The 24,074-nt window shown below is 70.9% G+C and carries 25 protein-coding genes, 2 tRNA genes and 1 pseudogene; 12 read left to right on the forward strand and 16 right to left on the reverse strand.

The window, feature by feature from the left end; all coding sequences use genetic code 11:
- Positions 1-14 precede the first annotated feature (14 nt).
- The 3 genes from AC27L3_RS10030 to AC27L3_RS10040 all read right to left on the reverse strand — a co-directional run bounded on the left by AC27L3_RS10030 (position 15) and on the right by AC27L3_RS10040 (position 2,368).
- Entirely contained in the window at positions 15-755 is a 741-nt protein-coding gene (locus tag AC27L3_RS10030) for an SAM-dependent methyltransferase (RefSeq protein ID WP_487233645.1), read from the reverse strand.
- Positions 756-796: 41 nt separating this feature from the next.
- Entirely contained in the window at positions 797-1,378 is a 582-nt protein-coding gene (locus tag AC27L3_RS10035) for a TMEM165/GDT1 family protein (protein ID WP_487233646.1), read from the reverse strand.
- Between the two features lie 195 nt (positions 1,379-1,573).
- Positions 1,574-2,368: an ABC transporter permease gene (locus AC27L3_RS10040; protein WP_487233647.1), complete on the reverse strand. Its 795-nt coding sequence runs from the start codon at positions 2,366-2,368 to the stop codon at positions 1,574-1,576.
- A gap of 239 nt (positions 2,369-2,607) precedes the next feature.
- Here AC27L3_RS10040 and AC27L3_RS10045 point away from each other — a divergent pair, with 239 nt between their 5' ends.
- The 3 genes from AC27L3_RS10045 to AC27L3_RS10055 all read left to right on the forward strand — a co-directional run bounded on the left by AC27L3_RS10045 (position 2,608) and on the right by AC27L3_RS10055 (position 4,711).
- The gene (locus AC27L3_RS10045; RefSeq protein WP_487233648.1) at positions 2,608-3,276 is read left to right on the forward strand and encodes an HNH endonuclease family protein; all 669 of its coding nucleotides are present in this window, start codon (positions 2,608-2,610) and stop codon (positions 3,274-3,276) included.
- A 190-nt stretch (positions 3,277-3,466) separates the two neighbouring features.
- On the forward strand, positions 3,467-3,898 hold the full coding sequence (locus tag AC27L3_RS10050; protein ID WP_487233649.1) for a DoxX family protein: 432 nt from the start codon (positions 3,467-3,469) through the stop codon (positions 3,896-3,898).
- Positions 3,899-4,069: 171 nt separating this feature from the next.
- Positions 4,070-4,711, forward strand: coding sequence for a DedA family protein (locus AC27L3_RS10055; RefSeq protein ID WP_365965556.1), 642 nt, complete (start codon positions 4,070-4,072; stop codon positions 4,709-4,711).
- Positions 4,712-4,780: 69 nt separating this feature from the next.
- On the opposite strand, the gene snpA is transcribed toward AC27L3_RS10055, so the two are convergent.
- Positions 4,781-5,458 (reverse strand): snapalysin, encoded by a 678-nt coding sequence (snpA, locus tag AC27L3_RS10060; protein WP_487233650.1) that lies wholly within the window; start codon positions 5,456-5,458, stop codon positions 4,781-4,783.
- 253 nt (positions 5,459-5,711) lie between these two features.
- On the opposite strand from snpA, the gene AC27L3_RS10065 reads away from it, so the two are divergent.
- The 3 genes from AC27L3_RS10065 to AC27L3_RS10075 all read left to right on the forward strand — a co-directional run bounded on the left by AC27L3_RS10065 (position 5,712) and on the right by AC27L3_RS10075 (position 10,910).
- Entirely contained in the window at positions 5,712-6,680 is a 969-nt protein-coding gene (locus tag AC27L3_RS10065; protein ID WP_487233651.1) for a LysR family transcriptional regulator, read from the forward strand.
- The gene (locus tag AC27L3_RS10070; protein WP_487233652.1) at positions 6,677-10,099 is read left to right on the forward strand and encodes an NACHT domain-containing protein; all 3,423 of its coding nucleotides are present in this window, start codon (positions 6,677-6,679) and stop codon (positions 10,097-10,099) included. The genes AC27L3_RS10065 and AC27L3_RS10070 overlap by 4 nt, the downstream gene beginning before the upstream one ends.
- A gap of 232 nt (positions 10,100-10,331) precedes the next feature.
- Positions 10,332-10,910, forward strand: coding sequence for an RNA polymerase sigma factor (locus AC27L3_RS10075; protein ID WP_487233653.1), 579 nt, complete (start codon positions 10,332-10,334; stop codon positions 10,908-10,910).
- Positions 10,911-10,934: 24 nt separating this feature from the next.
- Here the strand turns inward: AC27L3_RS10075 and AC27L3_RS10080 are convergent, their stop codons facing one another.
- On the reverse strand, positions 10,935-11,402 hold the full coding sequence (locus AC27L3_RS10080) for an NUDIX domain-containing protein (RefSeq protein ID WP_487233654.1): 468 nt from the start codon (positions 11,400-11,402) through the stop codon (positions 10,935-10,937).
- Complete coding sequence (locus AC27L3_RS10085) at positions 11,395-12,150, reverse strand: DUF5919 domain-containing protein (RefSeq protein WP_487233655.1); 756 nt, start codon at positions 12,148-12,150, stop codon at positions 11,395-11,397. Before AC27L3_RS10085 ends, AC27L3_RS10080 begins: the two co-directional genes overlap by 8 nt.
- 160 nt (positions 12,151-12,310) lie before the next feature.
- On the opposite strand from AC27L3_RS10085, the gene AC27L3_RS10090 reads away from it, so the two are divergent.
- Together AC27L3_RS10090 and AC27L3_RS10095 are read left to right on the forward strand one after the other, a co-directional pair.
- A complete protein-coding gene (locus tag AC27L3_RS10090; RefSeq protein WP_487233656.1) occupies positions 12,311-12,841 on the forward strand; it encodes a hypothetical protein in 531 nt (176 codons plus the stop codon).
- Positions 12,838-13,350 carry a DinB family protein gene (locus AC27L3_RS10095; protein ID WP_487233657.1) on the forward strand — a complete coding sequence of 171 codons (513 nt, stop codon included), beginning with the start codon at positions 12,838-12,840 and terminating at the stop codon, positions 13,348-13,350. Before AC27L3_RS10090 ends, AC27L3_RS10095 begins: the two co-directional genes overlap by 4 nt.
- Before the next feature lie 12 nt (positions 13,351-13,362).
- Here AC27L3_RS10095 and AC27L3_RS10100 read toward each other — a convergent pair whose 3' ends face one another.
- The 3 genes from AC27L3_RS10100 to AC27L3_RS10110 all read right to left on the reverse strand — a co-directional run bounded on the left by AC27L3_RS10100 (position 13,363) and on the right by AC27L3_RS10110 (position 15,591).
- Entirely contained in the window at positions 13,363-14,220 is an 858-nt protein-coding gene (locus AC27L3_RS10100) for a YwqG family protein (RefSeq protein ID WP_487233658.1), read from the reverse strand.
- A gap of 77 nt (positions 14,221-14,297) precedes the next feature.
- Positions 14,298-14,951: a GNAT family N-acetyltransferase gene (locus AC27L3_RS10105; protein WP_487233659.1), complete on the reverse strand. Its 654-nt coding sequence runs from the start codon at positions 14,949-14,951 to the stop codon at positions 14,298-14,300.
- A 43-nt stretch (positions 14,952-14,994) separates the two neighbouring features.
- Positions 14,995-15,591, reverse strand: a complete 597-nt coding sequence (locus AC27L3_RS10110; RefSeq protein ID WP_487233660.1) for a TetR/AcrR family transcriptional regulator — start codon at positions 15,589-15,591, stop codon at positions 14,995-14,997.
- A gap of 111 nt (positions 15,592-15,702) precedes the next feature.
- Here AC27L3_RS10110 and AC27L3_RS10115 point away from each other — a divergent pair, with 111 nt between their 5' ends.
- A complete protein-coding gene (locus AC27L3_RS10115; RefSeq protein ID WP_487233661.1) occupies positions 15,703-16,434 on the forward strand; it encodes an SDR family oxidoreductase in 732 nt (243 codons plus the stop codon).
- A gap of 66 nt (positions 16,435-16,500) precedes the next feature.
- Here the strand turns inward: AC27L3_RS10115 and AC27L3_RS10120 are convergent.
- From AC27L3_RS10120 to AC27L3_RS10135, 4 genes and pseudogenes are all read right to left on the reverse strand, one after another.
- Positions 16,501-16,582 (reverse strand) — tRNA-OTHER (locus AC27L3_RS10120).
- 608 nt (positions 16,583-17,190) lie between these two features.
- A complete protein-coding gene (locus AC27L3_RS10125) occupies positions 17,191-17,634 on the reverse strand; it encodes a hypothetical protein (RefSeq protein WP_487233662.1) in 444 nt (147 codons plus the stop codon).
- A gap of 170 nt (positions 17,635-17,804) precedes the next feature.
- Complete coding sequence (locus tag AC27L3_RS10130; protein ID WP_487233886.1) at positions 17,805-18,143, reverse strand: hypothetical protein; 339 nt, start codon at positions 18,141-18,143, stop codon at positions 17,805-17,807.
- Between the two features lie 294 nt (positions 18,144-18,437).
- Positions 18,438-18,827 (reverse strand): annotated as a pseudogene (locus AC27L3_RS10135) (phage terminase small subunit P27 family); the annotation flags it as partial.
- Positions 18,828-19,558: 731 nt separating this feature from the next.
- Here AC27L3_RS10135 and AC27L3_RS10140 point away from each other — a divergent pair.
- Positions 19,559-20,023, forward strand: coding sequence for a hypothetical protein (locus AC27L3_RS10140; protein ID WP_487233663.1), 465 nt, complete (start codon positions 19,559-19,561; stop codon positions 20,021-20,023).
- Between the two features lie 574 nt (positions 20,024-20,597).
- On the opposite strand, the gene AC27L3_RS10145 is transcribed toward AC27L3_RS10140, so the two are convergent.
- Together AC27L3_RS10145 and AC27L3_RS10150 are read right to left on the reverse strand one after the other, a co-directional pair.
- A complete protein-coding gene (locus AC27L3_RS10145) occupies positions 20,598-20,948 on the reverse strand; it encodes an HNH endonuclease (protein ID WP_487233664.1) in 351 nt (116 codons plus the stop codon).
- Between the two features lie 474 nt (positions 20,949-21,422).
- Positions 21,423-21,494: transfer RNA gene (locus AC27L3_RS10150), tRNA-Val, on the reverse strand.
- 226 nt (positions 21,495-21,720) lie between these two features.
- On the opposite strand from AC27L3_RS10150, the gene AC27L3_RS10155 reads away from it, so the two are divergent.
- Both AC27L3_RS10155 and AC27L3_RS10160 read left to right on the forward strand, forming a co-directional pair.
- Positions 21,721-23,121: a hypothetical protein gene (locus AC27L3_RS10155; RefSeq protein ID WP_487233665.1), complete on the forward strand. Its 1,401-nt coding sequence runs from the start codon at positions 21,721-21,723 to the stop codon at positions 23,119-23,121.
- Positions 23,122-23,145: 24 nt separating this feature from the next.
- On the forward strand, positions 23,146-23,361 hold the full coding sequence (locus AC27L3_RS10160; protein ID WP_487233666.1) for an FmdB family zinc ribbon protein: 216 nt from the start codon (positions 23,146-23,148) through the stop codon (positions 23,359-23,361).
- Positions 23,362-23,397: 36 nt separating this feature from the next.
- Here AC27L3_RS10160 and AC27L3_RS10165 read toward each other — a convergent pair whose 3' ends face one another.
- Positions 23,398-24,060, reverse strand: a complete 663-nt coding sequence (locus tag AC27L3_RS10165; protein ID WP_487233667.1) for an O-methyltransferase — start codon at positions 24,058-24,060, stop codon at positions 23,398-23,400.
- Between the last annotated feature and the right edge of the window lie 14 nt (positions 24,061-24,074).

Raw genomic sequence — 24,074 nt, forward strand, 5'->3', positions numbered from 1 at the left:
CGGTACTGGTCCCCTCAGTCTTCGGACGTCGGCCGCAGCACCAGTGTGACGAAGCCGAAGGAGTCCCGGTAGGCGCCCAGCCATTCGTCGCGGTGGGTGGTGGCTGCGGCCAGGGCCTGGGGGCTGTCCGGGTGGTCGGGGTGGTCGAGGGCCCAGGTGGAGAGGGTTCCGGTCCAGGCCCATTCGTAGGCGTCGAGTTCGCGGCGGGTGCTGATGTGGCCGTGGACGGGGGTCCAGCCGTCGGTGGTGATGCGGTGCACGAGGCCGGTGAGGTCGTCGAGGTCGCCCAGCGTCTCCACCGCCTCGGCGGTGGGCTCGCGCTCCCAGAAGCCGTCGCCCATGAGGACGCGGCCGCCGGGCGCGAGGTGGCGCCGGGCGGCCGCGAGGGTGGCGGTGGGGCCGCCGAAGGCGTGGGTGGAGCCGACGCAGAGGACGAGGTCGAAGGCGTGGGGGGCGGTGAAGGTGCCGGCGTCGGCCTCGTGCAGGACGAGCCGGTCGTCGACGCCGAGGCGTTCGGCGCCGGCGCGGGCGGCCGCCAGGGCGGGGGCGGAGACGTCGACGCCTTCGGCGCGCAGGTGCGGGTAGGCGGCGAGGGCGCGCAGGAGCCATTCGGCGCGGCCGCAGCCGAGGTCGAGGATGCGCGCGTCCTCGCGCGGTACGGCGCGCTGCAGGAGGGTGCGTACCGCCTCGTCGTCGAGCGGGGCGGCGATGGGGTGGTCGGCGTGGGCGAGCGCGGAGATCTGTGCACGGTTCACGGGCGGAGGGTGGCACGCCCGTGAACCGGCCGGCACCTCATTTACCCCAGGACGGCTTCGTAGAGGCTGAAGCCGGCGAGGGCGAGCATGACCAGGGCCGCGACCTTGGTCACGAGCCGCAGCGGCACGTAGCGCATGAGGGTGCGGCCGCCGAGGATGCCGAGGGCGGCGACGGACCACAGGGCGGCGGTGGCGCCGAGGCCGACGGAGAGGGGGTCGTCGTAGCGGGCGGCGAGGTTGGCGGTCATGATCTGGGTGAGGTCGCCGAACTCGGCGACGAGGATGAGCATGAAGCCGGCGCCGGAGACCTTCCAGAAGGACTGGTCGGCGGGTTTGGTGATGCCTTCGTCCTCCTCGTCCTTCTTCAGCAGCAGCATGGCCGCGCCGGCGAGGAAGAGCAGGCCGACGACGGCCTGGACGGCGCGGTGCGGCAGGAGGGTCAGGATGCTGCCGGCGGCGATGGCCAGGGCGACGTGGACGAGGAAGGCGGCGGCGACGCCGGCGAAGACGTAGGAGGCCCGGTAGCGGGTGCCGAGCATGAGGCCGGCCAGGGCGGTCTTGTCGGGCAGCTCGGCAAGGAAGATCACGCCGAAGACGAGCGCGGCGACGGTGATGCTGATCACAGGGGTGGTTCCTCTGTCGGGGCGGGCCGCCGCACCGCAACGCTCCAGGGGTCGCTTCGGCACGGCAGCGTCGTGGACACTGCGGCCGAAGGTCTCGCTGACCGGTGGCACCGCGTGGCAATCGCGGCGGTGTACCGGCTCCGGGCGCCGGCCGGGCGCTGAGGCTCGGCAGTATGTCGACGGTCCGGCGAAGAGCTACTCCCCTTCTGCTGCTCCCAGCGTACGGGATCGGTGGAGGATGCCGCACGCGACGAGTTCCAGGACGACGGTGACGGCGACGGCCTGCACGGCCATGAGGGCGACCAGCACGAAGAGCTGGACGACGCCCGCCTGCACCGGTGAGGCGCCGCCGAGCAGCATGCCGACGAAGGCGCCCGGCAGGGTGACGAGGCCCACGGTGCGGGTCTGGTCGAGGCCGGGCAGCAGGGCGTCGGAGGCGGCGGGCCGGGCGATCTCCAGTCGGGCCTCGCGGGGCAGGAGTCCGAGGGCGAGGCCGGCCTCGACCTCGCCGTGCCGGGTGCGCAGCTCGTCGAGGGCGCGCCGGCCGCCCAGCACGGTGGCGGTGAGGGCGTTGCCGATGAGGATGCCGGTGACGGGGATGAGGGCGACGCCCTTGAGGGGGACGAGGCCGGTCAGCAGCAGGACGGCCACGACGGGCAGCACGCCGGCGCCGATGGGTGCGGCCGCCCACCACCAGGTGCCGTTGGGGGTGATGCGGCGTCCGGCGGTGCGGACGGCGACGGCGAACATCAGCGCGAGGAAGCCGAGGAGCAGCGGCAGGGCCCTTACGACCCAGCCGATGGCGAGGGAGACGACGGCCAGCTGAACGGCGGCGCGCACGCCGGCGAGGGCGATGGCGCGGGCGTAGCCGTGTTCGTGGGAGTCGGCGAGGCGGGCGCGGGCCGCGACGGTGACGGCGACCAGCAGCAGCGCGGCGAGCACCACACCGAGGGTGGTGTTGGCGGGCAACAGGGTGTCGGCGGCGAGCACGCGGCCACCCTAAGCGCGGCGAACATCCTTGCCCCGGTGGTGAGCTGGCGGCGTGTCAGGCGGGCCGGGGCCACCGTCCTGAAGTTTGCGTTCCGCTTACATCTCACGTCCGCAAACCCTTGCTTTGACATGACCCCGTCGCCATCCTGTCATCTGGCGACCACCCCCCTGCCATCCGTCGCCGCGATCCTGGCCGCGCTTCGACGGCCCGCACCCCCACCATTCCCAAGGGAGTTCCCATGCCCGGACCGCGCCTCCCCCTCGGCAAGCAGAGCGTCTACGCGCGTCGTACGGCGGTCGCCGCGGGGCTCGCCGCCCTCGTCGGCTCCCTCGTCCTGAACGGCCCCGCGGCGCAGGCCGCGCCGCCCACCCCGCCGGACGCCGCGACCGCCCGCGCCGAACTGGCCAAGCTGACCGTCCAGGCGGAGGGCTCGATGGACGGCTACAGCCGGGCGAAGTTCCCGCACTGGATCACCCAGCACGGGCAGTGCAACACCCGCGAGGTCGTGCTGCAGCGCGACGGCGAGGACGTGGAGCAGGACGAGCGGTGCGCGGCCGTCTCGGGCACCTGGTACTCGCCGTACGACGGCGCCACCTGGCACGACGCCCAGGACATCGACATCGACCACGTGGTGCCGCTCGCCCAGGCGTGGCGCTCGGGCGCGAACAAGTGGACCACCGCGCAGCGCCAGGCGTTCGCCAACGACCTCACGCGTCCGCAGCTGATCGCGGTCACCGACCGCGTCAACCAGGCGAAGGGCGACAAGGACCCGGCGCAGTGGCTGCCGCCGCTGAAGTCCTACCAGTGCGAGTACGCGCGCATGTGGGTGTCGGTGAAGTACGACTACAAGCTCACCGTCGACGCCGCCGAGAAGAACGCCCTCGCCGGCATCCTGGGCGGCTGCTGACCGACGAGCGCCGTCCGACCGACGAGCGTCGCCGCACAGCGCCGCAGGCAGGGCGGCTCCCGGCAGGGGGGCCGCCCTTCGCCGTCCGTAATGAAAAAATCAAAAACTTGAACTTGCAAGTACTATTAGGTCTCCCTAACCTGTAGCCCTCGTCGTTCCACCGTCCCCGAAGATCACGAGGAGCTCCGCCATGCCCGCCGCCACCCTGACCGCGCGCGTCGACGCCGCCCGGCCCTATGTCCTGTCCCTGTTCCGGATCGTCGTGGGCCTGCTCTTCGCCTGCCACGGCGCCGCCTCCCTCTTCGGCGTCCTGGGCGGTGCGGTCGGCACGCACGGCGGCTCGATCCCGGCGGGCACCTGGCCCGGCTGGTACGCGGCCGTCATCCAGCTCGTCGCCGGCGTGCTCGTCCTGCTGGGTGTCGGCACCCGCAGCGCGGCCTTCATAGCCTCCGGCTCCATGGCGTACGCGTACTTCGACGTGCACCAGAGCGTGGCCCTGTGGCCGATCCAGAACGGCGGCGAGTCCTCGGCGATGTTCTGCTGGGCGTTCCTGCTGCTGGTCTTCACCGGCCCGGGCGCGCTGTCGCTGGACCGCCTCTTCGGCCGGGGCTCGCGGGGCTGACGCCCACTCCTGTGACGCCCGGGGCGGTGCGGGCAGTACGTGACTCGCGTGACAAAACCGACCCCGAGCGCACTTTCCGGCACGTCTCCGCGTACGCTGTACGGTTGTCAAGGCCGCCCCTGCCGCTCCCCTGCGACGTCGCGGCGGGGGACCGTACCGGGAGTGAAGGACGTGCTGGAGCAGTTGGGGGCCTTGGCCGGCACCCCGTGGATATATGTGATCGTCGCCGTGTCCGTCCTCCTGGACGTCTTCCTGCCGGTCCTGCCCAGCGGAGTCCTGGTGATCGCCGCGGCCACCGCCGCCGCCGGCTCCGCCGCGGGCGCGGTCGGCGAGGCCACGGCCGTGCACGCGCACTCCGGCTTCCCCGACGTCTTCGCGCTCGTGATGTGCGCCGCCACCGCCTCCGTGCTCGGCGACATGATGGCCTACCGCGTCGCCTGGCGCGGCGGCGACCGCTTCGATCGCGCCATCGCCCGCTCCCGCCGGCTCACCGCCGCCCAGGCCCGCCTGGGCACGGCCCTGCTGCGCGGCGGCGGCCCGCTCGTCGTCGTCGCCCGCTTCGCGCCCGCCGGCCGCTCGGTGGTCAGCATCGGCGCGGGCGTGATGCACCGCCGGGTGGCCGAGTTCCTGCCCTGGTCGGCCCTGGCCGGCCTGACCTGGGCGGCCTACAGCGTCTGCCTCGGCTACTTCGGCGGCCAGTGGCTCGGCGCGAGCTGGCTGAGCACGGCCGTCTCCGCCCTGGCCCTGTTCGCGGCCGGCGCGGGGGCGGCGTTCCTGATGCGCCGCCCGCAGGAGGCGGAGGCGTCGTCCTGACCCCTCGCCCATGACGCACCGGTGGCCCGGTTCCCTGCGGAACCGGGCCACCGTCGCTTCCGTGACCGCTCAGCGGGCCGTGGTGAAGACGCCGTTCTTGCCGTCCTTGGCGAAGGCGCTCAGGCCGTTCGCCCACAGCTGGTTGACGCGGCTGCGCTCGGCCGAGTTCGGGTACGGGTTGGTGCAGGAGGGGCCGGGGCCGCCACCGGACATCAGCTCGCTGCACGGACCGGAGTAGTGGTCCGGCAGCCCCAGCACGTGACCGGTCTCGTGCGCGGTCACGCGCGTGGAGTCGTACTGCTCGTTCTGCTGGTAGTCGAGGAAGACGTACCCGCGGCCGTGGCCGTCGGTGCTGGCGTACGAGCCGCGCGAGTCGTTGCCCTCGTAGTATCTGAAGTCGGCGTTGCTGCCGGCGCGCAGCTGGACGTTGCGCACCGAGCCGTTCCAGATGCGGGCGCTGTTGGCTATCTCCGTCGCGAAGCTCGGCGCGTTGCTGGCGTCGTAGGTGACGGTGACGGTCTTCAGGCCCGGCGAGGCGGCCTGCTTGGCCTGCGCCGACTTCATCACGGCCTCGAAGAAGGCCTTGTTGTTGGCCTCCTCGGCCTTCGAGCCGACATACGCCGAGCGCGAGTAGTGCTGCCCGTCCAGCGTCTGCGGCACCGAGGCGGCGGAGGCGGGAACGGCGGTGAGCGTCGCCGCGAGGCCGATGCCGAGCGCGGCGGAGAGCACCATCGTGGAGGGTTTCATGTGGGGGACTCCATTCGTGCCGAGAGCCCGCTGCTGCCGCCGTGGTGGGAACGGCGGGCGGGGCTCACCGGGTGAACTCGTGTTCCCCCTGAGTTTCTGACGAGTTATCAATGGTGCGGATGATGCCAGTTGGCCATAACGCCATCCAATCGCCTATCCTCCGCCACCACTTCGCCGCCCACCCGTCACCCACCACCTCCTCCGTCCTGGATGTGTCTGGTGTGACGTACGAGGCGCTCGATATGCTCCCGGAATGGAGCTCGAGGTCCGGCACCTCCGTGCACTTTGCGCCATCGCGGACACCGGCAGCGTGCGGAAGGCCGCGGTGCAGCTCGGCATGACCCAGCCCTCCCTGACCACCCAGCTGCGCCGCATCGAATCCACCGTCGGCGGCACGCTGTTCACCCGCGGGCAGCACGGCAGCCGCCCCACACCGCTCGGCCACAGCGTCCTGACCCGCGCCCGGCCCATCGTCGCCGAGATGGCCGCCCTCGTCGCCGCCGCCCGCGAAGCCGCCCTGGGAGTCGGCGGATTGCGCCTGCGCATCGGCAGCATCGGCAGCCGCGCCGTGGCCGGCTGGCTGCGCCGCATCCACCGCCGCCTGCCGGAGACCGACACCACCATCCACATAGACGTCTCCTCCAACACGCTCCTGCAACTCCTCGCCACCAACCAGCTCGACGTCGCCTTCGTCCACGAGACCGCCGGCTTTCCCCTGCACGTACCGCCCGGCGTCGAACGCCGCGTCCTCGTCGCCCGCGAACCGCGCTTCGTCGAACTGGCCGCCGGCCACCCCGCCGCCCGAAGACCCGTCGCCCACCTCGCCGACCTCGCCCACGAACCCTGGATCGTCGACCCCACCGCCGACGACGAGGCCGCCGCCCTGCGCCGCGCCTTCACCACGACCGGCCTCGACCCCCGCCTCGTCCACGTCCGCGACACCGCCACCGCCACCGACCTCGTCGCCTCCGGCGAAGCCGTACGCCCCTGCCAGCCCACCGCCACGCCCCGGCCCGACGGCGCCACCGTCGTCCGCCCGCTGGCCGGCGACCCCCTCACCGTCCAGCTCTCCCTCGCCTCGCGCTCCGGCTCCCTGCCCCTGCACGACGTCGACGCCCTCTTCGCCGACCTCACGGCCGCCTACTGCGACGCGGCCGCCGCCAGCCCCCCGTACCGCGCCTGGCTCGCCGCCCACGACAGCCCCCTGCCCCTGCCGGCATGACCGGCGGACCGGCGGACCGGCGGCGGGAAGCCGGAAGCCGGATTGCATCAGGCCGGTGGGGTGGGTTCGATGGAAGAAGCCCCTGTTGGAAGGGGCCCCGTTCCCGCAGCAGGCGTCACGCTCGGAGGAGGGAAGGGATGACCAAACTTATCCGTCACCCGCCGGGCAGAAAACGCCCCGCCAATGCCCCCATGGCGAGCCTGTTCCTGCGCCGGACGCTGAGCCGGGTGCGGTGGTACGCGCTCGCCTTCTGGCACTGGCTGACCGTGCGGTGGGAGGCGCGGGAGGACGCGATACGGCCCAGGAAGTGGCGCCGCTGGATCACGTACACCAATGGCATCCGTGCGTTGTGCGTGATTGCCTCGATCATCGTCGTCGCCTGGTTTGGCGAGGGCCTTTTCATCATGGTCCGGGGCAGGCCGACCTGGTTCGAGAAGTGGCAGAAGGACAACACGGGATTCGCCACCGTCGTCCGCTTCGTCGGCCCGTTCCTCATTGTCGGACTCGCGACCGCGATCTTCTTGTTCTGGTGGTACGGCTGGACGAAGCGGCGGTACCTCAGGAAAGCCCGCAGGAAACCTCACGAACTGGTCCCCACGGCGGGACCGAACACCGCCGAGGTCGTGGGACGGCAGGAGATCGCCCAGGTGATCGCCCAGCGACTGCGCGATCGCACCACCCGCAGGCCGTACCTGCTGGTCGGCGGAGTGGGCACCGGAAAGACCGCGGTGCTGGTACAGCTCACCCAGCTGCTGGCCCGGCAGGGTGCCGTCCCCGTTCCTGTACGCCTCAGGGACGCCGCCGGCGAGCCGGACCTGAATTTCGAGGAAATGGCCAAGCAGCGCTTCCTCGACGCGGCCCCCCAGGGGATTCTCGCCCGCACCAAGACCGAGCGGGTCTGGCAGCAGCTGCTGGCGGACGACAAACCGGTCGTCATCGCCGACGGGCTGGAGGAGGCGCTGCTGGACGAGAGCCTCCAGGAGAACCGGGACGACATCATCGCCCGGGCGATCGAGACGGCCGATGACAGGAATCTGCCCCTGGTCATCGCCTCACGGCCGCACACCGCCCTGGAGGTGACGCGGGCCGCGATCATCGAGCTGGAGCCCCTGAGCGAGGAAGCAGCACTGGATTTCGTGCAGGCGCGGACACCGGAAGCGGACGAGCGCCGTCTCGACTGGATCGTCGAAACGGCCGAGGTGACCGAATCCCCGATCTACCTTCACATCGCGAGGGAGCTCAGCAAGAGCGGCTACCTCGGGCGCGAAGGGCACACGGACGGCCGACCGCTCGACACCCGCAGCCGTGACCGCTCCACCCTGCGGCTGTGGCTGCTGGAGACCTGGGAGAAGGCGCTGGTCGAGGGCCGACTGCGGGTCGACGTCGTCAGGTCGGAGCCGGACCGCCGGGATGCGATCGAGGTGGTCTCCGCACTGGCCTGCGTGGGACTCCTCCAGGACAAGCTGGAGGTCGCAGTCGCCGAGCTCCAGGGCCGGCACCTGCACGCCTCCCCGGCGAAATGGGCGGGCATCGAAGCCGAACACCTGTGGACCATGCGGCGCCGTTTCGACCGGTACGGCAAATGCGGCAATGTCTCCCGCCTGCGTGCAGCCAAGTCGCTATCCCCGGAAGAACCCGGGGTGATGACCGTGGTGAAGAAGGACCTGCGCAAACGGTACTGGGATCCCGTCTTCGGCCGGTCACTCGCACAGCGGCTCTGTCTGCTCGCGGAGCAGCGCGAGGACCCCAAGGCCTTCGAACTCTATGCAGCCGCCCTGGAGATCGAGAGCGTACGGAATCCGCCGGAGCGACTGAGGGCCATCGTCTCCACCCTCAGGAGCCGCTGGGGCGACATCAAGGGAGACAGCCGGACGCTCGACGACGCAAAGCTCCGCGTCGTCAGGCGACTGGGCGCTGCCCTGCGCACGGCCGACGGCAAGATGAACGGCACCGGCAACCGCAGGATCACCACCACACCAATGTACGTGGACCTCCTCGAACTGGGCATCGGCGACCCCTCCCACGCCATTCGTCTCGCGGTCGCGCAGGAAGTCGGTGACGGTGGCGACTCGGCGTTCGCCGTGATCCGGAAGAGAATCAACGACATCAATCTCGACCCCGTCGGTGAATACGAGGACCAGGTCGAACTGTTCAAGGAGAAGAAGCGGAAACGGCTCGACGAATGGGCGCTCGCACTGCAGCTGACGTCGCAGAAACCGAAATCACCCGAGCGCACCGCGGAAGAGAACGAGCTGAACAGAACACGGACCGAAATCCTCCAGGAATACCGCGACCAGCGAGCGCGACTGTGGCGGGAGTTCGTCATGCGCGCCTGGATGCTCCCCATGCTCCTCGGCTCGGTGAGCGACGAGCGCCGCGAGGAGGCCCGCAGCCGGATGACGAAATGGCTGCGCCACCTCGATCCGAACCACCCCGGCGCTCCCGACCTGATGCTGTCCGTCGAGAACGCGATGGCCCAAGGGTTCAAGTTCGCTGCCAACCGGCGCGAGCGTCACCCCTTCGCGTACTCAGGTGGCCGCAAGGACCTCGTCCGGCAGGCGGAGACCATGCTCCAGCAGAGCCGGTGCTGGTACGCGCAGCTCACTTTGCTCCAGGCGCTGTGCCTGTGGGAGATTCCCGACGGCCCGGCCGTCCGCAAGCGGGGCCATCACGAGACGCACGCACCACCGACGACCGCGATCCAGACGGTGGAGCGCTGGCTGTCCATGGCCGGTACGGCACATGCGCCGACCGTGCCTTCCGGCGGAAACGGCGCCGCGGCACGCCGGCCACTGCACCCGTTCGTCGCCGAGACGGCCGATCTGGTGACGCTCGCCCTGGAGACGAAGAGACCGGAACGGTTCATCTGGATCGACGAGAAAGGCGTCGCCGACAACATCGGCTCACGCAACAGCGGTCCACAGCTGTACCGCAAGCACAACCTGTGGATCCCACCCTCGATCGGCTGGAGCAGCCTCGACGGACGCGCGCAGCGCCTCGTCGCCGACGTTCTGGTCATGGTGAACCTCATCGAGCGCGACGGCCAACCCGACGAGGTCGAGGAACGGCTGAGCCGCTCGCAGCAACCGCACCTGCAGCTTCCCCCCTGCATCACCGCCAACCGCGAGCCACTCCACCCCGACCTGAAGGTCACCACATCCGGCTCACCGACACCGGGCTCCTCCTGCAGCCCCCACAGCTGCCCCTTCCAGTTCTGCCCCTACCCGCCCCGCGGCACCGAGCTCCGCGCCGAGCTCCGCGAACCGTTCTGCCGCCAGCAACAGGCCCTGTTGCCGGGGCGCGTACGACGCCACTTCCCACGAGGGCACAGCAGGAAAACACCCAACTGGGTCGGCATGCGCGTCCCCGAACTGCACCACTTCTGGGACGGCATGGCCGGCCGCATGCGCGGCCCTTGACGCCCCCACCGGGCGGGCCGGCGTAACCACGGCGTCGCGCTCCGTGAAAACCATCGCGCCTCGAATGCACGATTGGGCCCTCCGGAACGCTACTGAGGGCAGAGAGCACACACCCGCTCTCCGGTGCTCGCGCGGGGAGGCACCGCCGGCAGCAAACGGAGGGATCCGAGCAGCACGTGAACGCGGAACTCACGGAACTCGCACGCCACATGACCGTCGAGGGGGACGTCAGGTGAGCGAGGAGCACCACCGCCCCACCACCCGCACCGCCACCCCCGCCGATCCGCCCGGGATTCCGGCCGACTTCCACGCGTTCCACCGGCTCTACCGCGGACCGTACGTCCGCTGGGCCGAACTCCACCTCGACTCCCGCGCGGACGCCGAGGAGGCCGTCGACCTCGCCTTCGAACAACTCCTGCTCGGCTGGCCCACCGTCCTGCGGCAACCCGTGCCCGAGGCGTACGCCTGGCGCGTCGTGAAGAACCGCACCACCGACCTCGCCCGCGCCCGCGGCCGCCGCGCGGTCGTCGCCGACGTCGCCGCCTTCGAGACCACCGCCCTACGCGAGGCCGACGACCCCATCGACGCCCTCGTCGAATCCCTCACCCTCTACCAGGCCCTGAGCGCCCTGCCCGACCGCCAGCGCGACGTCATGCTGCTGCGCTTCGGCCTGTGCTTCAGCACGAAGGAAACCGCGCGCATCCTCGGCATAACCGAGGCCGGCGTCCGCTCCACGGTCCGCTACGCCCGCCGCCGCCTGCGACAGACCTTCGGGGAGGGGACGGAAGGCGCGGAGCGCCGCGGGGAGTGACGGCGGACGCCGCGGCCCCGGCGGCTAGCGGGTGGCCGGCATGGCGCCGGAGCGCCAATCGTCGACGCGCCTGCGGACACCGGCGACCATCGGCAGCGCGTCGACCTCGGCGGGGGCGAACCAGCGCACGTCGGTGGACTCCTCGGACACCGCAAGCTGCCCCGTCAGGGGGCGGGCGAGGAAGCACACGGAGAACTCCTGCCGTACCTCGCCGTCGTCGTAGGCGAAGACGTGGCGGGGATTGCTGTAGGTGCCGACGAGACCGACGATCTCGACGTCGATCCCCGTCTCCTCCTTGGTCTCCCGCACGGCACAGTCCGGGAGGGACTCACCGATGTGCATCGCCCCACCGGGGAGCGCCCACATGCCGTTGTCGCGCCTGCGCTGAAGCAGAATGCGTCCGCCCTCGTCGACGACGACCGCGGAGGCGGCCGGCACGAGGCTGTTGGCGGCCGGTGCGTCCGGGTCGTCCTCGTAGTCCCGCCTACTCATCGCGGTCTCCTTCCCATACCGGAGTGCCCCGCTTCCACAGCTCCTCGACGTGCGAGGCGAAGCGGTCGAACATGCCGTCGTCCTGGTGCCGGCGCAGGTGAAGGGTGGGGGCGTCATGGCCCACGTGGTGGGTCAGCAAGGGCGTGACGATCATGTCGTCGTCGAAGCGGAACACGGAGAGGTACGCATGCCCGTCGCTGTACCTCGCGTCGATGCCGGCCTGCTCCTTGATCTTCTCCAGCTCGGCGAGCGTCACCCGGATGCGGGTGGACAGGGTCAGCGCGACCCCTTCTTCGCGCTCCCGGGTCCGGGTCAGTTCTCCCTCGGGGTGACCGAGCAGGAACCGGACGCGGCACCCCTGCGCCGCCTTGCGGCGCAGGGCCGTTCCGAACCGTGCCTGCTCGAACCAGAGGAAGTAGTTCGTGTACCCGGCGAAGGTCAGCTGCTGCTCCGCCTTGGTGATCAGCGAGCGCCACAACGACGACGGGCAGGCCGAGCGGAAGGGATAGACGGCAACGACTTCACGGTCGGGCCCGACCTTGATCGCCTTCTTCGCTGCTGTCGGCCACAGCACGGCCTCGTCCTCTCCGACCGCCTCACAGACCGCCCACCGGTGCCGGGCGTGCGGAACCCGGCCCGCCTGGGTGATCCAGCGGCCAACCGTCTTGACGTCGACGCCGCACCGCTCGGCCAACTGTCTGTCGGTCAGCCGGGTCTGCGCCATGGCGCGGCGCAGCGCTTCGTTCACGGATACCCCCTGGGACGTCGGGAACGTTCGGCAACGTACTCCGACTCCGTGCCCAACGTCCCCGGAACGCAGTAGGAACGCCCGTTCCGGAGGACGAATGTAGGTGCTCAGCCGATGGAGCGGCCACGCTCCTGCTTCCCCACCGGATTGGAGCACCGACATGTCCCCGACCGCCGAGGAAAACGCCGCCCAGGCGGCCCGCTGGCTGCTCGCCCGCGAGACCCACCCGCGCGACGCGCGCGAGGCGTGGGCACACGGGCTGGCCGCCGCCGTGCGAGTCGGGGTGCACTTCGAGGTGGTGCACCTGCCCGCCGCGCTCGTGCGCGGATGCGTCGGCGGCATCAAGGACGACCACGCCGTACGCGAGCGCTTCCGGGCGGCCGGGATCGAGGCGGGGGTTATGGTCTCCCGTACTCGTGAGCGGTACGGCGTGCTCGTGGCGCCCGGTACGCACCGGAACTGGGACGTGCCCGGCACGGCGTGCCTGGGCCGGGGCGGGCGGAGCGAGTACGTCGCCGTACCGCCTCCCCACCGCGCGGAGCCCCCGGGGGCGTACTGGCTGCTGCCGGCGCCGGACGGGCCGGGGACCACTGCCGGGGCGAGGCCCTGCGCGGGCTGCGGGCGGCGGGGGCGGATACTGACCCCGGATACCGCCCCGGTTACCGGCACGGATGAGGAGCACCGCCAGTGAGCAGCGACGACAACCGCATAGGCCCGCCCCGTTCCGGCAGTGAGCGGGAGACGCTCCGGGCCTTCCTCGACTACCACCGGGCGACCCTCGCCATGAAGTGCGAGGGGCTCACCGACGAGGAGTTGCGGCAGCGGTCGATGCCGCCGTCCACGCTGTCGCTGCTGGGGCTGGTGCGGCACATGGCAGAGGTGGAGCGCACGTGGTTCCGTCGCGTGTTCGAGGACAACGACGTGCCCCTGGTCTGGTCCGACGAGGGCGACTTCCAGGCGGCGTACGACGCGAGCGCGTCCACCAGGGCCGAGGCCTTCGCCGCCTGGGAGGCCGAGGTGGACACCTCACGCCGCGTCGAGCGGGAGGCGGCATCCCTGGACGTCACCGGATACCAGCCGCGGTGGGGCGAGGAGGTGTCACTGCGGATGGTGATGGTGCACGTGCTCCTGGAGTACGGCCGCCACAACGGGCACGCGGATTTCCTGCGCGAGGGCGTCGATGGCGCCGTGGGCGCCTGATGCGCGCACGGCTCAGCCGCACTGCCAGGTGAACATCGCGCGGTCGAAGCGGCGTGCGGCCAGGTCCTCGGGGCGTATGAGCCAGTAGAGGGTGCCGAGGTCGCCCCACATCATCCCGGCGTCGTCGTCGCTGCCGAACTGGGCGAGCAGCACCCAGCGCAGCGCCTCGTCCTCCAGGCGCGGGTCGTTCCTCGGCGGGCTGCCCAGGGCGCCGTGGGCGACCTCGGTCTCGACGTCGTCCTGGTCGGGGCTCGCGTGGCCGCCGATGCGGTGCTTGCTGACGTCGACGCGCTCGTAGAGGTCCTCCCGGAAGTCCTCGCCCCACAGCGGGTGGTCGTCGTCCATCGGGTCGAACTCGCGGTAGACGACCGGGTGCCACTCGTACGGCGCCGTCGTCTCCACGTGCGCCGTCAGCGGCACCTCGCGGTACGGCCGTATCCCCGCGGGCGCCGCCCGTTCGGTGACGGGCACGCCCGCCGGTACGTACAGCACGCGCGCCCCCGCCCACGTGGCCGCATCGTTCGGCCTGACCAGTGCCCGGCCGTCGTCGAGCTGTCCGTCGAAGTAGAAGAAGGCGAGCGTGCCGTCCGCGGGCAGCGGGATGTCGAGGGCGGCGCCGGGCAGCGCGGCGCAGTCGACGGAGCCGATGAAGGTGAGCGCCCCGTGCCTCTCCCACACCGGCCACTGCACCCCCTCGGGCAACTGCGGCAACCCGCCGAGCCGGCCGACGACGGATTCGGCGCCGCCGGCCGCCCGCAGCCCCGCGCTCGGCCGCAGCAGACCGATCCATCGCTCGGCGATGTCGGCGGGCAGGTGCTCGTGGGCCAGCGCGTGCAGCGCGTGGGCGGTGGCGTCGGTGCTCGGTGTCATGGGGCGATGATGCACCGACCCACTGACAACGGCCGGTTTCAGGCTCCCCCGTTCGTCAGGAAGGGTACGGACCGATCTCACGCGGCGGCCTGGGGCTCGTACCAGAGGCTTGCCATCGGGGCGTGGGTGGTCCAGCCCAGCGAGGTGTACAAATGCCGGCCCTCGGTCGTGCCGACCAGGACGCCGGTGCGGGCTCCGGCCTCGTACGCGGCGTTCTGCAGGGTCCGCATCACGAGGCCGCCCAGCCCTTGGCGCCGGTGCTCGGGGGCGGTCTCTATCTGGTCCGCGACGGCGGCGGAGCCCGAGCCGTGGGCGATCTGGCCGCGGGCGGCGTAGTGGCCGTCGGTGTTGCGGACGAGGACGCGGACGACGTCGCCGCGGGTCCAGGTGGTCACCCGGTACCCGGCCGGCACGGCGGGCCGTTCGGCCTGCAGCGGGCAGGTCATCAGGAAGCCGGTCTGCTCGAACCGCCACCCCGGTCCGACCCACGGCCGGACCTCGTCGCCTTCGGCGAACAGCTTCAGCCAGGTCCAGGGTGCGGTGGTGCCGTCGGCAAGCTTACGGACCGTCATTTCGTCGGGCCGGGGTACCACGTGGCGCCACAGGTGCCGGGTCTGCCCGACGTCGATGCTCCAGCCCCAGGTCTCCTCGACCGGGTCCGCCGCGCCGCGCGAGACGACCCAGCCGTCGATCCACGCCTGCACAAGCTCGCCGATTCCCGCGTCCGCCATGCCCATCCCCCACGATGTAATGATCCCTGGCTGAGCTGACACCTTACACTTCGGGCGGCAGGACGGGCAGGACGGCTTCCGTGAGGCGGCCGGCCGTTGCCGCGTCGAGGGGGGCGTGGCCGACGAGGAAGCGGTACCAGAACAGGCCGTAGATCTGGTCGGTGATGAGGTCGAGGTCGGCGTGGCCGGGGAGTTCGCCGCGCTGCCGGCCGCGGTCGAGGACGTCGCGCATGGCGCTGCGGCGGGCGGTGGTGAACGTGCGCATCATGTCGGCGAGGTGGGGGTCCCGGGCGGCTTCGCGTACGAGGGCCTGCAGTGCGGGAGCCGTGGCCGCGCTCTGCGCGGCGGCGAAGGTGGCGGTGATCAGGGTGCGCACGTCCTCGCGCAGGGAGCCGGTGTCCGGTGCGGGCACCTCGCGTCCGGCGCGATCGGTGAGGGCGTCCAGCAGGACCGCGCCCTTGGAGGGCCACCACCGGTAGACGGTCTGCTTGCCGACGCCTGCGGCTCGGGCGATGGCGTCGACGGTGACGGGCGCACCGTCGCTTTCGGCCAGCAGGCGCAGGGCGGCGTCCAGGATGGCGCGGCGCGCGGCCTCGTTGCGGCGGCGCCCGGTGTGCGGGCGGTGCTCGATCGCGTCCATGGGGCGCTCCTGCCTTGGGCTCTGCGGTTCCGGAAGATCCTTGACGAGACTAGCGGTTCCGGTAAAGGCTCTTGTCGGAACCGACAGTCTCGTCAAGGGGGAAGCATCAGCATGACTGTTTTCAGCGGGCAGCGGGTCGTCGTGATGGGCGGCAGCTCCGGCATCGGCGAGTCCGCCGCCGCGGCCTTCGCCGCCGACGGTGCCGAGGTCCTCGTCACCGGCCGAGGCCGGGAGCGGCTGGAAGCGGCCGTCGCCCGGATAGGCGGCAAGGCCGCCGGCCACCGGATGGACGCCACCGACCCGTCCGCCGTCGACGCCTTCTTCGCCGGCGCGGGCACGATCGACCACCTGGTGATAGCCGTCAGCGGCAGCGCGGGCAGCGGCCCGTTCGCCGGGCTCGACCTGGACGAGCTGGCTGCCGGGTTCGACGGCAAGTTCTGGCCGCACGTACGCATCCTGCAGGCCGCCCTGCCGCACCTGCGCAAGGACGGCTCGGTCACGCTGATCACCGCGGCCTCCGCCGGCGCCGCCTTCCCCGGCACCGCCGGACTGGCCGCCATCAACGGGGCCTTGGCGGCGATGGTCCCTCCGCTGGCCGTGGAGCTCGCGCCGCTGCGCGTCAACGCCGTCTCCCCCGGCGTCATCGACACGCCCTGGTGGGAGCGCGTACCGGACGCGCAGCGCGAGGCGTTGTTCGAGGGGCTGGCCGCCACGACCCCGGCGGGCCGGGTCGGCCGCCCCGAGGACGTGGCCCGGGCCATCCACATGCTGGCCGCCAACACCTTCGTCACCGGCGTCGTCCTCGACTGCACGGGCGGTGCCAACCTCCCCACCGGCCGCTGACCGCAGCCCACCGGCCCGCAGGCACGGAAAAGGCCCCCAGCCGTGATCGGCTGGGGGCCTTCGTGTTGGTGGGCACAGACGGATTTGAACCGCCGACATCTGCTTGTAATAGCAGGCTCAGAGGATACAAAGGTGCTTGTCCGTGCCCCATGGACCGGTTGACCTGCGAACTCAAGTGACGCTTCGCACCCGGGTGCGACTCTTCACGCCCTTTCAGGACCCTTCAGCGCACTCCCCCGCTCCCATTTCGCTCCCACATCCACCCACAGTCCTCGCAGGTCAACACCAAGGAAGCGCCCCTGGCTCCCGGAGCCAGGGGCGCAGTGCCGAAGCCCCTGCGAGGGGGGCCGTCCCTTACGGTGCTTCGGCACGTTGTGATGGCGCCGCACGGCACCAGTGGATAGAACGGTCTTGACGTGGAGGGTGCAGGGAACCTATCCGGCGACAAGTTGAAAGCGCCACAACAGGTGCTACAGATCACGCCGCCGAGGATCCGACATGGGCTGCTCGCCGGCGCCGGCATCCGGTACCACCGCCTTCGACACGGTTAGCGGCGTGAGCCCATGCTGGCGGACGCATACAGGGCAGGCGTAGACGGACCCGGCCACTTGGTCACCCACGATGACGTCGACCACGACTGCGCTGCGCGTCGTTCCCTTGTGCCAGGCGCACCAGCGGTTCATCGCGCACCCTCGACCAGCCGCCGGATCGCCTCCGGATTGCAAAGCATCTCGGGCCCCTCCGGCGGCGGCAGGATCAGTACGCGCCGGGCGGTGTCGTCCGCTGCGGTGCTGGGAGGGCGACCGAGCTCTCGACGTCATGCGGGCCCACGGCGACAGTCCCGGGCACGTGCCAGGTGCTCGCCGTACCCGGCGAGACGAGGAAGGTGTACCGTCTGCCGGCCCGAGTGACGATCACGGAGTGGGTGAGGCCGGCCGCCAGGAGGCGCTGCACGGAGCCAGGCGGAGGCTCAGTCACCTCCGCGACCTGCTCGATGCCCAGCAGGGCCGCCCGCATGTAAATGGCGTCGAACAGGCGGCCGGTCTTCACCAAGGCGTTGCCGACCCAGCCCCAGCACTCCAGGGCGATCGACTGGCTGTACTCCGGCTCAGCGGCGAGAAGCCAAGCCGCCCGCCCGTCAGTGGCGGGCGTTCTACCGCATCCCGGATGGTCTTGTGGCGTTGGGCGAAAGGTGGTCACCGAGACACACCCTTCGACGCTGCAATCAGCTGCTGTACCGCGTCGACAGTGCAGAGTTCCTCGGAGCTGGCTGGTGCCGGCAGGAGCCAGTAGGCGCCGGGCGGCCCCATGCGGCTCGGGGGCGGCACGACCAGGCGATCGGTCCGGTAGATCGAGCCGTAGCGTTTGGCTTACTGGCGGGGCCAGTTGAGGGCTGTGCCGGGCGGCACGAGGACGGAGAGGCATTCGCGGCTGCGGGTCACGATCACCCCGTGGTCGATGCCCGCTTCCCGGAACAGGCGCTCGGCGGCTGGGCCGTCCTTGATGCCGGCGATGGCGCTTCGAACCCTTGCCGCGGGGATGGATACGAGGTCGAAGTGAGCGCCGATTCGGATGGGGGTGGGCATGCCCCTTCGCCACTGCTCAAGGGCTGCCGACGGGTGAGGTTCCCGGTGTAGGAGCCATTGGTCCTGGCCGGTGGTGGAACGCACTGCTGACATGCTGGTCCCGGTCGTCAGGTGGATGCTCACGGGCGTGCCCCTTCGCGCGGCAGGCTGCTGAATGCCACCTGAAGGTGTCGGCCTACGTCGCGACCGTTGAGCAGGGGCATGGGGCTGGGAGTGTGCTCTACCCACGGCACCTTCGGCGGGCAGTCGGGAAGCGGGATGCCCCGGTCCTCCAGGTACCACGCGACCTCGGGGCTGATGCCGACGGTCAGCCAGATCCCGCGAACGGGTTCGCCTCGTCGCCATCGTCCGCCTCCTGACGGCCCATCCTCGCCTGGCGGACGGCGTCAGCCCGAACTCACCCGCCCATGCGCGCAGCTCCTTCGACGCCGCCTCGATCACCGCCACTGCCGGATGGCGTACCCGCCCCTGCGAGTTCATCGATAGCACTGAGCCATCCTCCGCCAGCTCACGCTGAGCCTGCACCAGCCGGTCCCAGCACAGGCAGTACGCCGTCAGCGCCGACCGGTCCACCACCGGCTTCAGCAGCTCCAGCCGCGCCAGCTCCGGCACCACGCGCTCCCACTCTGCCCGAGCCTCCTCCGGCAGCCATGCTGGCGGCTCCGGTGGCAGCCTGCGGAACGTCGGCGCCTGCTTCACCGGGCGTCCGCCGGAGTCCCGGCCCGGCGCCCGGCCCTCGATCAGTTTCAGACCGGCTGGGCGCGGCTTGAGAGAAGGCATCACACATCTCCCGACCGCGCTCAACATCAGCGCTCCTGGACCAAGTAGTCGGAGACGGGGGGCTGACAGTTTGAAGAAGCGCAAGGTTTGTAGAGAGGAACACCGCAGCTATGGCTAAAAGCGATCGCCTCGGCATTGAACTGACCCTGACCTCCCACATCGAGCACCCTTGCGGCCGGTTCGGCGACAGGTATCGGGGGCCGTCATCGCCAATTAGCCCCAGTTCCCGCGAGTGCTTGAGGCGACACGCCAGACGGGAAATCAGTCGTTTATGCAATGCTTAGCGTATGTCAAGGCAGACAACGCGCCCACGCCGACGTACAGCATCGAGAAGCGGCCATGTCGATCAGGCCCTTACCCGCCAAACTCGCTGGTCAAATGGGTACTTGCCGTCCAACAGCATGACTAATTAGCCAATCCCCTTGATTTTCTTGCCCTTTGATCAATGAATGGCATAGGTTCGTCACGCACTCAGCAAAAGGGCAAGCCGGGGGGCTGTTTAGTGCTCAAGCGGGATATTGGCTCGCGAGAGAACAACGAGGGTGCGAGACGTAGTCTTGACTACAACTCGAACGACGATTTCGACGCGGCCTCGCTGGCGTCACTGCACAAACAGGCGCCAACTACCCTTGGAGCGAGGGGCCCAGAAACCTCGGTGCACAACAATTGCCCTTACTGCTCCATCAAGTGACCGCGCCCCAGCTGGATTTGGCGACCCTCGCAAGGGCGCGGACACCCTTCAACGGAGGTAAGACTACATGAACCGCAAGTCCCTGAGAATAGCTGCCGCGACGGCGATAGCAGCCGTCTCGCTCGGCGTGGCCATTCCGGCTGCCAACGCCGTGGAAGCCCACCGCAATACGGCCAGCGTGTCCACGGTGGCCATCTCCGAGGCGCAGCTGGCCGCACTCAAGGCGGCGAACCCGCGGTCCGCCACCAATGGCGAGGCCAGCATCTCCGCTGCGGAGCTCGCCGCCCTGACGGCCGCCGCCAACGCCGGTGAGGGCCAGCAGATCGTCGGCGGCAAGATCGACGCGATCATCGCGCTCCTGAAGAAGTCCCCCGGGCTCTTCAAGGGCGCCGTGAACGCCGCCAAGAAGGGCGCGAACGCCTTCAAGGACTGGGTCGACGGGCTCTCCGACTGGAACCCGGTCAAGTGGACGCTCCAGGCCCTGCCCGGTGAGGCCATGATCGAGCTGGTCCGCTACCTCTCCGGTATGTAAGACCGCTTGACGCTGTGATGCCCCCGGGCACGGGGGCATCACAGCTCCCTGACCTGGAGCTGCACAGTTGAAAAAGACGAGGGAACAGACAGTCTCGGACAACATCTGGGGCTCGCCCGCTTTGTTCATTACAGCCGCCTTCATCTGCTTCAACGCCGTGAGAGGCGATGAAGCCGAGCTGACAGGCTGGATCGTGTATGCATGCGGATGGATCCCAGCGTTGGCGATGCTCACCTGGTGCGCCCTCAAGCGGCGCAGGCCCGGCGTCGGAGGGGTTGTCAGCTTCCTCATGCTGCTCCTCTTTGGGGGCATCTTCTGGCTAACCCACGGCTGATCCGCGCCACCAGCAGACACCTCGCACAGGGAGTCGCCCCAGGAGGGGTACACCGGTTGAGCGCGCGTCTTCCGACTTGACCGCGGTGCTGTCCGGGATGCCCGTTTTGGCGATTCCGACTCCCCTACCTCCTCTGACCTGCGACGATGCGGAGGTCCGTGTTTCTGCAAGGTCAGAGGGTTGGGCAGGGTGTCTGTCCGGCTCCGGATGGGTGTCCGGATCGGGTCCGGACGTGTCCGGTCAGGTGGTGAGGTAGTGGTCGCGGGTACGGCGGCACCGGTCCTCGGCGCTCTCGATCTCGTGGCACGTGGCGCAGAGGGTCTGGGCGTTGGCCGGGTCCCAGCGTGATCCGCCTTCGGACAGCGGGACGATGTGGTCGACCTGCAGGTCCTTGGTGGCGCCGCAGCGCCGGCATTCGGGCTCGTCGGCCAGGCGCTCGGCGCGCCATCGGCGGTGCTTGCGGGTGCTGCCTGCGCCCCAGGCTGCTGACCGGTTGGCCCACGACTTGCGGGTGTTGGCGTCGCATCGTCCGTTGATGGTGAGCTTGGTGCAGCCGTGCTCGCTGCACCGGCTGGGTGGGGCGGTGGGCATCGTGCTCCCCTCCGGGTAGGTCCCCCGGGTGGGGGTCCCCCGGGGGGGGGGGGGAGGAGGAGTCGGCCCCCGGGGGTCAGGTGACGAGGGGGAGGGTGTAGGCGGAGAGCTTGAGTTCGGTGTGGTCGACGTCGAGGAGTAGCGTGGTGCCGAAGAGTCGGACGGGGAAGGGTCCGATGTAGCGGGTGCTGCTGGTGGGGATGGACCAGGTCTGAGGACTGGGTGGACCGGGCCCTGCGCTTCGTGACCATGGGCTGGGTCCCGAAGGACATCGAGGGCACCTACGAGCACGTGACGCCCGAGATGCGACGGCATCGCCTTGAGTGCCTGGAAGCGCGATGGCGGCGCGGCCGCCGAGTTGGGTTGAGGGCTGTGAGCTAGCCCACGAAGTGGGTCTCCCGTTTCGCTCCCATTCAACAGCACAGGAACCCCGTACCGATCTTGGTACGGGGCTCCTGTCCTGGTCAAGCCCGGTGGGCGCAGACGGGTTCGAACCGCCGACATCTGCTTTGTAAGAGCAGCGCTCTACCGCTGAGCTATGCGCCCTGGCATGAGTGGACAGCCTACCTTGCCCCACCCCGGTCCCCGCAAACCACACATCTGGGGTTGTCCCCACACCGATCCGGGAGCCGGCCGGGTCCCCGCGCGGGGCGGGATCTCCTACGGTCGCCGTGCCACTGCGCGCCGCACGCCGTCACCGCGCGCGGCGGCAACGGGGACGTCGAGGTGCGCGACCTGGGCTGACCCCGCGGGCGCAACCCGGGCTGCGACAATGGCCCTCCCGGACCTGGGGCGATCCAACGGGAGAGGCAGAGGGCAAGTGAGAGGGACCGTCGCACGTACCGCGCTGGCCGCCGCCGTCCGGGAGACCGCCGTGGTGGTCCTGCTGCCACTGCCCCTGATCGCCCTCGCCGCCGCCTTCGCCGGCGGCGGCACGCGCCGCTGGGGATGGGGGCGCGGGGAGAACAACCGGGCGCAGGCCCAGGAGGCGAAGGACGCGGCCGCGGCGGCGTTCTACGAGCTGGACACCGCCCAGCGCGACCTGCGGATCTCCATCGAGACGATCACGGCCGCCGACTCCTCGCCCGCGGCCCGCAAGGCGGCCGCCGACTTCGAGGCGTTCGGCCGGCGCATAGACGAGGTCTCCGCCGCGTACATCACGGCCGTCGACGCGCACGACCTCGACCGCGACGACCTGGAGCCGGGGGCCGCCGCGCGCGCCCGCACCGAGCTGACCAGGGCCAAGGACGAGCTGGTGCGTGCCAAGGCCGACCTGGACCGCTTCGCGCAGTCCCTCGGCCCGCTGCTGACCCGCGCCGAGAACGAGCTGGCGCAGCTCGCGCCCGCCGTCGAGCGGGCCCGGCAGCAGCTGCGGGCCGCGACCGGCGCCCTGGACGGCGCGCGGGAGGCGGGCCTGCGGGCCGACGACCTCGCGGCCCGGCTGGCCGCGCTGGCCCCCGAGCTGACCAGGCTCAACGAGGGCGCCGGCCGGCACGGCGTACGCGAGACGCTGCAGCGCGCCGAGCGGGTGCAGCGGGAGGCGGAGGCGGTCCGCGAGGAGGCCGAGCGGCTGCCGCAGAAGGCCGCGGAGATCGACAAGCGGCTGGTCTCCCTGCGCACCCGCGCCCAGGCGCTGACCACGCGCGCGGCCGGCGTGGCCCCCGTGCTCAGCGAGCTGCGCCGGCGCTACAGCGCCGCCTGCTGGCAGGACCTGCAGCAGGTGCCGGACGAGGCCGAACGGGCCGTCTCGCAGGCCGAGCAGAAGCTGGCGCAGGCCCGCTCGGCCCGGGACGAGCAGCGCTGGGCCGACGCCACGGCGCTGCTGGCGACCGTACGGGCCCTGCTGAACGCCACCGACGAGGGCGTCTCGGCGGCCGGGGAGCGGCTGCGCCGGCTGGATGAGGTGTCCTTCGACCACACCGGGGAGGTCGAGCGCACCCGCTTCGCCCTGCGCGACGCCCAGCGCCTGGCGATGGCCGGGCGCAGCACGCCCGACCCCCGGCATGCGCGCCCGCTGGACGAGGCGGTGGCCCGGCTGGAGCGGGCGGTCGAGGGGCTGCAGGGCCGGCACCCGGACTGGTGGCACTTCCTGACCGAGACCGAGGCGGTACGGCGGACGGCCGCCCGCGTCGTGCAGGAGATACGGGAGGAGCGCGGGGCCGGGCGGGGCTGAGGCAGGCTGATTTATCCTGCCGCCATGCCTCGTTACGAATACCGCTGCAAGGCCTGTGGCGACACCTTCGAGCTGAACCGGCCGATGGCCGAGTCCTCGGCGCCCGCCACCTGCCCGGAAGGGCACACCGACACCGTGAAGCTGCTGTCGACGGTCGCCGTCACCGGCACCTCGTCCACCGCCCCCGCCGCACCCCGCGCGGGCGGCGGCGGTTGCTGCGGGGGCGGCTGCTGCGGCTGACCGGTGGGCGGCTGCTGCGGCTGACCGGCTCCCGGGTCAGACTTTGCGGGCGAGCGTGAGACCGTCCGCGACCGTGAGCATCACCGACTCCATCCGCCGGTCGGCGGCGACGTGCGTGTTGAACACGCGCATCGCCGCCCCCGGCCCGTCCGTCACCGTGGGGTCGGCCGCCTGGCCGGCGAAGAGCACGTTGTCGGCGACGATCAGGCCGCCCGGGCGCAGCCGGGGCACGATCTCCTCCCAGTAGTCGACGTAGCCGTCCTTGTTCGCGTCGAGGAAGGCCAGGTCGATGTGCGGCTCGGCGGGCAGGGCGCGCAGGGAGTCGAGGGCGGGCGCGATGCGCAGCTCGATGCGGTCCGCCACCCCGGCCTTGGCCCACGCCTCGCGGGCGTGGGCCGTCCATTCCTGCGAGACGTCCAGCGTCAGCAGGCTGCCGCCGGGCGGCAGCGCCTGCGCCATGGCCAGCGCGGACAGGCCGGTGAAGGTGCCGACCTCCACGACGTGCCGGGCGCCGGTGAGCCGGACGAGGAAGGCCAGCAGGGGCGCCTGCTCCCGGGCCACCTGCTTGATCGCGTCACCGGGGAAGAGCGCGTGGGTGGACTCGACGAGGGCGCTCTGCACGGGGTCCAACGGGGGATTGTGGGCGAGCACGTAGTCGTACAGCTCGGGCGTGAGCGGCGGGCTCTTGATCTCGGTCATGCGATCTCCTCGTC

It is taken from the genome of Streptomyces sp. PKA51 (genome assembly GCF_057552455.1).